The sequence below is a fragment of the Mycobacterium sp. genome, assembly GCF_050701515.1.
GTDB lineage: Bacteria > Actinomycetota > Actinomycetes > Mycobacteriales > Mycobacteriaceae > Mycobacterium.
Window position 1 is genome coordinate 1 of sequence record NZ_JBOGDB010000332.1, and the last position, 9,252, is coordinate 9,252.

Below are 9,252 nucleotides of genomic sequence, written 5' to 3' on the forward strand. Positions count from 1 at the left end.
CCCGACCATCATGTTCCTGGGATTCAAACTCGTCGAGGCGTTCGGCATCCGCTCAATCCTGGCCCGCGCCGTGTCGGCGGGAGTATTCACCGTGCTCGTCGACGCGCCCTACGGGCTGACCGGACCGCTGCCGGGAGTGCGGTGGTGGGAGTGGCTGGACTGGACGATCGGCGGGCGGCACATGTTCCGGTACTGGTACGGCTGGCCGATGGCCGAGGCTATTTGGCAGATGACCTGGCCACCCCTGCTGATGTGGCTTGTATGGCAGTGGGAACGCCGCCGCGCCGCCACTCCCGCCGACATCGCCGCCGCCCGACGTGCACCGTGGGTGACACTGCTGGGTGTCCCTGTGCTCATCGGGTTGCTGGTGAACACCGGAGGGATGCTGCTGAGCTTTCCGATCGGCATCGCGATCGGCTTGGACCTTCCGCACTATCCGTTCGTGCTGGCGGTCGCGGTGCTCGTCTGTGTGGTGTTCCTGTTCGCCGACAAGCGACCGGTCGGTTTGGACCGGGCCGGCTGGACCCTACTGGGCATCCATGTCGTCGGATACGGCATCATCACCGCCGCCAACTTCGCCGCCCGGCCAGTCCCGGCGGGCCAGATCGTCATCGTGACGTTGGCCTTGACCGCGCTGGTGGTGTTGGCGTGCTACGCGCGGTATGCGGCGCGGCGGGTGCCGGACGACGCGCGCGCCGAGAGCCGGCCTAGTAGTCGGGTTGTGCGGTGACGCAGGCGGCGTCGCGGGCACGGCGGCGACGCTCGGCCAAGATCGGGCGACCACCGGGCAGTTCGGGGGAAGAGACGGTGGCCCGTCTGCTCGACGCCGCCCAAATCCAGTTCGGTGACCGTGGTTACGCCGGCGCGCGGATGACCGAGATCGCGCAGGCGGCCGGAATCAATCATTCATCGATCTACCAGTACTTCGGGTCGAAGAAGGACCTCTACCGGGCGGCCTTCGATGCGGCGCAAGCCGAGCTGCTCCCCGAGTATCTGGCGGCCATCGCGTCCGCGGACACCCTCAGGAAACAGATCGCCGCCATCTTCCGCGCGTCGGTGCGTGCCCATGAACGCCACCCGGCGATCACTCCGTTCCTGGCGTCCATACCCATCGAGCTTCGCCGCCATCCTGACCTGCTGTCCTCCCTACAGGCCGAAGGCAGCCGACTGTACGACGCGCTGCACCAGATGTTCGATCGTGCCCGTGAGCGCGGGGAGATTCCACCCACCAGCCAGGACAACGACATGCTGATCGCCTTCATCGGTTCGGCGATGGGGGTGGGTCTACTCAGTCACGGCATGCCCAGCGGTCACATGCGTGCGGCGGTCGATGTCCTGCTCGCCGCGTTCGACGGCGAGTTCTTCACCGATTGACGACGCCACGCCGCCTGGGAAGACCCTGTGAACGGCCGCGGCGGTGAACATTCCACGGCTCATTGCCGTAATCATCGGTTGGAGTGACGCGTTGACGCAGCTGAGTTATCGTTGATAAGTTATCGCTGATATCCCCGGTGGGCTCTGCGGAAGGATGCAACGTGCTGCAACGAATCGCCCGGCTGGCCATTGCCGCGCCGAAGCGGATCATCGTCATCGCGCTGCTGGTGATGGTGGCGACAGCCATCTTCGGCATCCCGGTCACCAAGAGCCTGTCCGCGGGTGGCATGCAGGATCCGACGTCGGAGTCCGCCCAGGCCACCAAGCTGTTGGTCGACAAGTTCGACCAGGGCGATATGGACCTGCTGATCACCGTAACCTCGGATGCCGGCGCGCAGAGTGCTGCGGCCCGATCGGTCGGCACCGACATCGCCGCGCAGTTGCAGGCGTCGCCGCACGTGGGCGAGGTGACCTCCGCATGGACAGCGCCGTCGTCGGCCGCGCCAGCACTGGTCAGTAAGGACGGCAAGACCGGGCTGATCGTCGCGGGCATCACCGGCGGCGAGAGCGATGCGCAGATATACACCAAGGAGCTGACCGAACGACTGGTACACGACCGAGATGGTGTCACCGTGCGTGCCGGCGGCGAGGCGATGACCTACGTGCAGGTCAACGGCCAAAGCGAAAAAGACCTGCTGCTAATGGAATCCATCGCGATTCCGCTCAGCTTCCTGGTGCTGATGTGGGTGTTCGGCGGCCTGCTTGCCGCGGCGGTGCCGCTGGCGGTCGGAGCCTTCGCGATCCTGGGATCGATGTCGGTGCTGCACGCGATCACCTACTTCACCGACGTGTCGATCTTCGCGCTGAATCTGACCGTCGCGATGGGCCTCGCGCTGGCGATCGACTACACGCTGCTGATCGTCAGCCGGTACCGGGACGAGCTGACGGCCGGATCCGGGCGCGATGAGGCCCTCATCCGCACCATGGCCACCGCCGGCCGCACCGTGCTGTTTTCGGCGTTGACGGTCGCGCTGTCGATGGTGGCGATGGTGCTGTTCCCGATGTACTTCCTCAAGTCCTTCGCCTATGCGGGCATCGCGGTGGTCGCGTTCGCGGCCGTCGCGGCCATCGTGGTGGCACCGGCCGCGATCGTGCTGCTCGGGGACAGGCTGGACTCACTCGATGTGCGTCGCCTGCTGCGCCGCGTGTTCGGACGACCGGAGCCGGTCGCCAAACCGGTCGAAGCGACATTCTGGTATCGGTCCGCGAAACTCGTTACCCGCCGTGCGATTCCGATCGGCGTCGCGATCGTTGCGCTATTGCTTTTGCTCGGCGCGCCGTTCCTCGGTGCGAAATGGGGCTTCCCCGATGACCGCGTGTTGCCCGAATCATTGTCCGCCCGCCAGGTCGGCGACCAGCTGCGCAATGACTTCGCCGTCGACTCGGCACGCAACGTAAGGGTGGTGCTCCCCGACGCGACAGGGGTGACGCCCGAGGCACTCGGCCGTTATGCCGCCCAGCTTTCCCAGGTCCCCGACGTGTCCTCGGTGTCCTCACCCACGGGCACGTTCGTCGGTGGCGCACCGGCCGGTCCGCCCACGGGCGCAACCGGACTGACGGACGGCAGCGCGTTTCTGACCGTTGGCAGCGACGCGCCCCTGTTCTCCGACGCCTCCGCGGCGCAGCTCGACCGGCTGCAGGCGGTGAACCCGCCCGACGGCAAGCAGGTGCAGTTGACCGGCGTCGCACAGGTCAACCGCGACAGCTCAGTGGCGATCACCGAACGGATCCCCGTCGTGCTGGCGGTGATCGCGGCGATCACATTCGTGCTGCTGTTCCTGTTGACCGGAAGCATCGTTTTGCCGCTGAAGGCCTTGGTGCTCAACGTGTTGTCGTTGACCGCCGCGTTCGGTGCGCTGGTATGGATCTTCCAGGAGGGTCATCTCGGCGGGCTGGGTACCACGGCAACCGGAACGTTGGTGGCCACCATGCCGGTGCTGCTGTTCTGCATCGCGTTCGGCCTGTCGATGGACTACGAGGTGTTCCTGGTGTCGCGGATCCGCGAATACTGGCTGTCCCGGCAGGGCAAGACGCGGGACGACAACGACGAAGCCGTTGCGCTGGGCCTGGCCCGTACCGGCCGCGTGATCACCGCCGCCGCGTTGGTGATGTCCATCTCGTTCGCCGCATTGATCACCGCCCAGGTGGCATTCATGCGGATGTTCGGCGTCGGCCTGACACTGGCGATCCTCGTCGACGCCACCCTGGTGCGGATGCTGCTGGTGCCGGCCTTCATGCACGTGCTGGGCCGCTGGAACTGGTGGGCGCCCAAGCCGTTGGCCCGACTGCACGAACGCATCGGCATCAGCGAGTCGACCGACGACCTGATTCCTCCCGCGGAGAAACGGGAGCGGGTCGCGGTCTCGGTGACGGACACTGGTTGACGTGGTAACCCAGCCATTGCGTCGCAGGCGCGCCCCGCGCGGCTCCGGTGAGCAGCTCAGAGACGAAATCCTCGACGCCACCACCGAGCTGCTGCTGGAAACCGGGCACGCCAAGGCGGTGTCGATCCGTTCGGTCGCGCAGCGGGTCGGCGTCACACCGCCGTCGATCTACCTGCACTTCGTCGACAAGGACGCGCTGCTCGATGCGGTGTGCGCACGGTACTTCGAAAAGCTCGACGAGGAGATGCAGCGCGTCGCGGCCGATCAGCCGTCCACCATTGAACTGCTGCGTGCGCAGGGCCTGGCCTATGTCCGCTTCGCCATGCAGACCCCGGAGTTGTACCGGATCGCCACCATGGGCGAGGGCAGGCCCGGGAGCGACGTCGACGTCACACTGAACAGCTCGGCGTTCCTGCACATGCGCAAGTCGGTGGAGTCGTTGATGGAAGAGGGCATCTATGCCCCGGGCGATCCCACCACGGCCGCGCTGCAATTGTGGACCGCCGCGCACGGCGTGGCGGCGCTGCTGATCTCGCGCCCGTATCTGCCCTGGGGTGACGTCGAGGAGTTCGTCGACCAGACCTTGTCGGCCGTATGTTGCGGCCACATCGTGCTCGGGCTCGTCGGCGACGACGCAACACCGCAGGAGACCGTCAACTGGTTGCTCAACCGCCAACCGCCCGAGAGGAATTCGTGAGCGACACCAGCGACACCACAGACAACCCATTCTTCGCACGGCTGTGGACCTTTTTGTCCAACCACGAAACCGAGGAGATCCAGCGGCTGCGGCGAGAGAACCTGGCAGGCCTGTCCGGCCGGGTACTGGAGGTCGGCGCGGGGACCGGGACCAACTTCGCGTTCTATCCGCCGACGGTGACCGAGGTGGTCGCCGTTGAACCGGAGCGACGGCTGGCCCCGCTGGCTCGCGAAGCCGCAGAAAGAGCGACCTTTCCGGTGACGGTGAGCACCGGCACCGTTGAGAAGTTCGCGAAGGATCCCCGGGGGAAGCCGTTCGACGCCGTCGTGTGTTCGCTGGTGCTGTGCTCGGTGGACGACCCGGACGGCGTTCTGCGACAACTGCATTCGTTCTTGCGCCCCGGCGGCGAGCTGCGTTACCTCGAGCACGTCGCCAACGGCGGTTTTCGCGGGCGGCTGCAGAGATTCGCCGACGCCACCGTATGGCCCCGGCTGATGGGCAACTGCCACACGCATCGTGACACCGAAGCATCAATCGTGGGCGCGGGCTTCGAGGTGGGGGCCGTGCGCCGTGAGCCCGCGCTTCCGGCATGGTTTCCGACGCCGGTGGCGGAGTACACCATCGGTCGCGCGGTGAAGCCCGGGGCCTAGCGCAGCGGCGATAGCTTGTCGGCGTCCGCTGACACCATCTCGCTATGAGGAACGTGTTTGTGGGCAGCGAAGCGGTCGCGCAAGGCATGCTCAATGAATACGAGCTGCGGCGTTGGCATCGGCGAATCTTCCGCGATGTCTACGTTCCCAAGGGCCACGACGTATCACTTCGCGACCGGATCGCAGGCGCGTGGTTGCGGTCCGACCGTCGAGGAGTGATCGCAGGGGTGGCCGCGTCTGCATTGCACGGCGCATCGTGGATCGACGATGACATCACGATCGAGCTGCTCTGGTCTAACAGCAGGCCACCGCGCGGCTTGATCGCACGCGACGAACGTTTCGCCGACGATGAGATCACCCGTATCGCCGGCATTCCGGTAACCACGCGGGCGCGAACCGCGTTTGACCTGGGCCGGCACCTGCCGCGTGACGATGCGATAGCACGTCTCGATGCCCTCATGTGGTCGTCGCCGTTTTCCCTCGAAGACGTATGGTTGCTCGCCAAGCGCTACCGCGGTGCCCGTGGGTTGCCTCAGCTGCGTGAAGCCTTGCCGCTCGTCGATGGCGGCGCAGCGTCGCCGATGGAGACGTGGCTGCGGGTGTTGGTGGTCGATGCGGGATTACCTCGCCCAACCACCCAGATTCCTGTCGTAGAGAACCATGGCCGTGTGGTCCGCTGGCTCGATATGGGCTGGGAGGATTTCAAAGTGGCCGCCGAGTACGACGGGGATCAACATCGAACCGATCGCAAGCAGTACGTCAAGGACATCCGGGTGATGCCGAAGCTAGAGCGCATGGGGTGGAAGGTGATCCGCGTAATCAAGGAGGACCACGCAGAGGACGTCGTCGAGCGGATAAGGACGGCGCTGGTGTCCCGCGGCTGGAAGCCGCCAATTCTGTAGCTGGCGCGAAAAAGTCCGAGTAACCAGCACGGTAACTACAGAATCGAGAGTTGACGGCGGCCTAGCCGAGCAGGGCAGGCAGACGCTGTAACAGCCCCGGCAGTGCGCCGGCAGCGGTTTCCCGCACCGTGGCCGTCGCGACATCCGACAGCGGGGTCCGTTCGGGGTTGACCTCGATCACCGGAATGCCGTTGGCCAGTGCCAATTCCGGTAGTCCAGCGGCGGGGTAGACGATCGACGACGTGCCCACCACGACCACCACGTCGGCGTTGCCCACCGCATCGACGGAGTTCTGCCACGCGGAGTCGGGCAACGGCTCACCGAACCACACCACATTGGGCCTGACCAGCCCGCCGCATTCGCACTGTGGCGGCGGCGCGACCTCGACGGGTTCGGGCATGTCTGGCAGATGATCCTGATACTCGGACTCACAACGGTCGCAACGGAATTCGAACAGGCTGCCGTGCAGGTGATAGACGCGTTGGCTGCCGGCCCGTTCGTGCAGGTTGTCAACGTTCTGAGTGACGACGTGCACCTCGGCGTGGTCCTGCCACGCGGCGACGGCGAGGTGGCCGTTGTTGGGCTGGACCGACTGCATGAGGTAGTGCCGCCACAGGTACCACGCCCACACCTTCTCCGGGTGCCGCTGCCAGCCCTGTGTGCTGGAGATCTCGTACGGGTCGACCTTGGCCCACAGCCCGGTCTCGACGTCGCGGAATGTCGGGACCCCACTCTCGGCGGAGATGCCCGCCCCGCTGAGCACCGTCACTTGCACATCACCAAACTAGCGGGTCTGCGCGATACTAGGCAGGTGGCCGAGTTGGGGGAATGGGTGCAGGTTGATCCGAACGCGAACAAACCCCTGTTCGACCAGCTCAGGACTCAGATCATCGACGGCAGTCGGGACGGCCGGCTGTCGCCGGGCACACGGCTGCCGACGGTTCGTGAACTGGCCGCGAAGTTGGGCCTGGCGGTGAACACGGTTGCCCGCGCTTATCGCGAGTTGGAGTCGGCGGGGATCCTCGAAACCCGTGGCCGTTTCGGCACTTTCGTCGCACGTGCCGATCCCGCCGACGCCGCGATGGCGACCGCCGCGCACAGCTATGTGACGGCGGCCAAGGCTCTTGGCATCGGTAAGGACGAGGCGCTGCGATACGTGTCGTCGGCGTTCGGCTAGCTGCTAGCCGAATTCCAGCAGTGTGAAAACGGGCCGGACCGGATCCAGCAGTGGAAGTCGCTGCGCCGTCCACATCAGCGCGTTGAGCACTTTGCCACGGCCCGCGGGCATCGGCAGATCATGCACGGCGCGAATGCCCGGAACGGTATTGGCGAGATTTGCGACCTCCGCGACGGACAGGGTGAACGGCATCGGCGGCACCCGGTAACGCAGCGAGGTCCGCATGCCGTGGCGTGCCCAGGCCGCGAACCAGGCCGGCGGCAGGTCGAACATCATCTGGCCACCGGGGAAGCGCTTGGCGCATTCGGTGATCAGCCCGAGCGCCTCCTCGGGCTGCAGGTACATGAGCAGACCCTCGGCGGTGATGAATACCCCGTCGGTCGTGTCGACCCGGTCCATCCAGCCGAAGTCCAGCGCCGAATGCGCGCACACCGACACGCGACCAGAATGCGGCAAGAGTCGCCGGCGGAGTTCGATGATCGGTGGCAGATCGACTGTGAGCCAGCGGAATTGGTTGCCGATGCCCGCCGCGTCCAGGCGGTAGAAGCTGGTCTGCAGCCCCTCGGCGAGCGCGACGACGGTGGCCGATGGATGGTCGGTGAGGTAGCGCCGCGTGTAGTTGTCGAATGCCAGCGCGCGCATCGCCATGTCCTGGCGGCGGGTGAACCCGAACTTGGCGAAATCGAAGTCGATGGCGTCCACCAGCTTGATCGCCATCGGATCGTCGATGATGGAGTCCGGCCTGCGCGCCTCGGTGGCTCGTACCAGCAGGGTCAGAAGCGCGGTCTCGGAAACGCCGGTGAGGGCGGTGCCGTCTGCCTTGGCGCTCATCGCAACACCTTGTCCAGCGTGCGCAGGTTTCGGGTTGTCGTCGACGACTTGTAGCGCTTCTTTCCCATCGTCTTGCCGATGGTGGTGTCCAGGGTGCCCTTGTTGGGGACCTGCCAGTAGATCACGCCCTTGCCGCGCTTGATCTTTTCGTCGGGGCCGGCCTGCTTGGCCAGCTCCGCCAGTTCATCGAGCACCTTCTTGTCGGTGACGAACGTGACGTAACTGTGCTTGCCTTCGACTTCGCGCTCGAAGGGGTAGGCCGTTGAGATCGCCCGCACGGTGTCGAGGTCGTAGGCGAGCACCCACGCGTCGTAGCCGAACTCGTCGCGCAGTGTCTTCTCGGCCTTCTTCCGCACGGCGTCGACGCCCGAACGGCTCTCCAGCAGCACATTGCCGCTGGCCAAAATGGTTTGGACGCCGGTGAAGCCGGCCTTCTCCAACGCGGCGGCCACCTCGGCCATCTTGAGGTTGACCCCGCCGACGTTGACCCCGCGCAGGAACGCCGCGTACCGGGTCATTCGCCGAACTCCAGCTTGCCGTCGATCACGGTCATTGGTTCGATCCTAGAGACGTAGGCTCGAGGAATGACGCGCCAGGTGTTCGACGACAAGCTGCTCGCAGTGATCAGCAATAACTCACTGGGTGTCCTGGCCACCATCAAGCAGGACGGCCGGCCGCAGCTGTCGAACGTGTCGTATCACTTCGACCCGCGCAACCTCGCCATCCAGGCGTCGATCACCGAGCCCCGGGCCAAGACCCGCAACCTGCGCCACGACCCCAGGGCGTCACTGCACGTCAGCTGCGACGACGGCTGGTCCTATGCGGTGGCGGAGGGAAACGCCATCCTCACCCCGCCCGCCGCAGCACCGGACGACGACACCGTCGAAGCGCTGATTGCGTTGTACCGCAACATCGCCGGTGAACACCCGGATTGGGATGACTACCGGCGCGCGATGGTCGACGACCGCCGGGTGGTGATGACCTTGCAGATCTCGCACCTGTACGGCATGCCGCCGGGGATGCGCTGAGCGCGTGGAAAAGGCCGCGACGCCGCCGGGTGCGCCGCGCTAGGCTGCGGCTATGGCCAAAGCACCGGAAGACGACACCAAACGAAAGTTCCGGGAGGCGCTGGACCGAAAGAAGGCGAAGTCGGCCGGCGGTGCCGATCACAAAGACG

General features: G+C 65.8%; 12 protein-coding genes. 9 read left to right on the top strand and 3 right to left on the bottom strand.

Going from position 1 to position 9,252, the window contains the following annotated elements:
- From ACRDU5_RS23680 to ACRDU5_RS23705, 6 genes are all read left to right on the top strand, one after another.
- On the top strand, positions 1–730 hold a 730-nt coding region (locus ACRDU5_RS23680), incomplete at its 5' end, for a hypothetical protein (protein WP_526617427.1).
- A complete protein-coding gene (locus tag ACRDU5_RS23685) occupies positions 727–1,374 on the top strand; it encodes a TetR/AcrR family transcriptional regulator (protein ID WP_526617428.1) in 648 nt (215 codons plus the stop codon). The genes ACRDU5_RS23680 and ACRDU5_RS23685, both read left to right, overlap by 4 nt.
- A gap of 161 nt (positions 1,375–1,535) precedes the next feature.
- Positions 1,536–3,818, top strand: a complete 2,283-nt coding sequence (locus tag ACRDU5_RS23690; RefSeq protein ID WP_526617429.1) for an MMPL family transporter — start codon at positions 1,536–1,538, stop codon at positions 3,816–3,818.
- Position 3,819: 1 nt separating this feature from the next.
- Entirely contained in the window at positions 3,820–4,515 is a 696-nt protein-coding gene (locus ACRDU5_RS23695; protein WP_526617430.1) for a TetR/AcrR family transcriptional regulator, read from the top strand.
- Positions 4,512–5,165 (top strand): class I SAM-dependent methyltransferase, encoded by a 654-nt coding sequence (locus ACRDU5_RS23700; RefSeq protein WP_526617431.1) that lies wholly within the window; start codon positions 4,512–4,514, stop codon positions 5,163–5,165. Before ACRDU5_RS23695 ends, ACRDU5_RS23700 begins: the two co-directional genes overlap by 4 nt.
- Positions 5,166–5,209: 44 nt before the next feature.
- The gene (locus ACRDU5_RS23705; protein ID WP_526617432.1) at positions 5,210–6,067 is read left to right on the top strand and encodes a hypothetical protein; all 858 of its coding nucleotides are present in this window, start codon (positions 5,210–5,212) and stop codon (positions 6,065–6,067) included.
- 61 nt (positions 6,068–6,128) lie between these two features.
- Here the strand turns inward: ACRDU5_RS23705 and ACRDU5_RS23710 are convergent, their stop codons facing one another.
- A complete protein-coding gene (locus ACRDU5_RS23710) occupies positions 6,129–6,842 on the bottom strand; it encodes an SIR2 family NAD-dependent protein deacylase (protein ID WP_526617433.1) in 714 nt (237 codons plus the stop codon).
- A 36-nt stretch (positions 6,843–6,878) separates the two neighbouring features.
- On the opposite strand from ACRDU5_RS23710, the gene ACRDU5_RS23715 reads away from it, so the two are divergent.
- Positions 6,879–7,244 carry an Rv1152 family transcriptional regulator gene (locus ACRDU5_RS23715; RefSeq protein ID WP_526617434.1) on the top strand — a complete coding sequence of 122 codons (366 nt, stop codon included), beginning with the start codon at positions 6,879–6,881 and terminating at the stop codon, positions 7,242–7,244.
- A gap of 3 nt (positions 7,245–7,247) precedes the next feature.
- On the opposite strand, the gene ACRDU5_RS23720 is transcribed toward ACRDU5_RS23715, so the two are convergent.
- Both ACRDU5_RS23720 and ACRDU5_RS23725 read right to left on the bottom strand, forming a co-directional pair.
- Positions 7,248–8,075: a class I SAM-dependent methyltransferase gene (locus ACRDU5_RS23720; protein ID WP_526617435.1), complete on the bottom strand. Its 828-nt coding sequence runs from the start codon at positions 8,073–8,075 to the stop codon at positions 7,248–7,250.
- Positions 8,072–8,593: a DUF1697 domain-containing protein gene (locus ACRDU5_RS23725; RefSeq protein ID WP_526617436.1), complete on the bottom strand. Its 522-nt coding sequence runs from the start codon at positions 8,591–8,593 to the stop codon at positions 8,072–8,074. Before ACRDU5_RS23725 ends, ACRDU5_RS23720 begins: the two co-directional genes overlap by 4 nt.
- Before the next feature lie 66 nt (positions 8,594–8,659).
- Here ACRDU5_RS23725 and ACRDU5_RS23730 point away from each other — a divergent pair, with 66 nt between their 5' ends.
- The gene (locus ACRDU5_RS23730; RefSeq protein WP_526617437.1) at positions 8,660–9,103 is read left to right on the top strand and encodes a PPOX class F420-dependent oxidoreductase; all 444 of its coding nucleotides are present in this window, start codon (positions 8,660–8,662) and stop codon (positions 9,101–9,103) included.
- Between the two features lie 52 nt (positions 9,104–9,155).
- Positions 9,156–9,252 (top strand): DUF5302 family protein (locus ACRDU5_RS23735; protein ID WP_526617438.1); only part of this gene is annotated, 97 nt, incomplete at its 3' end.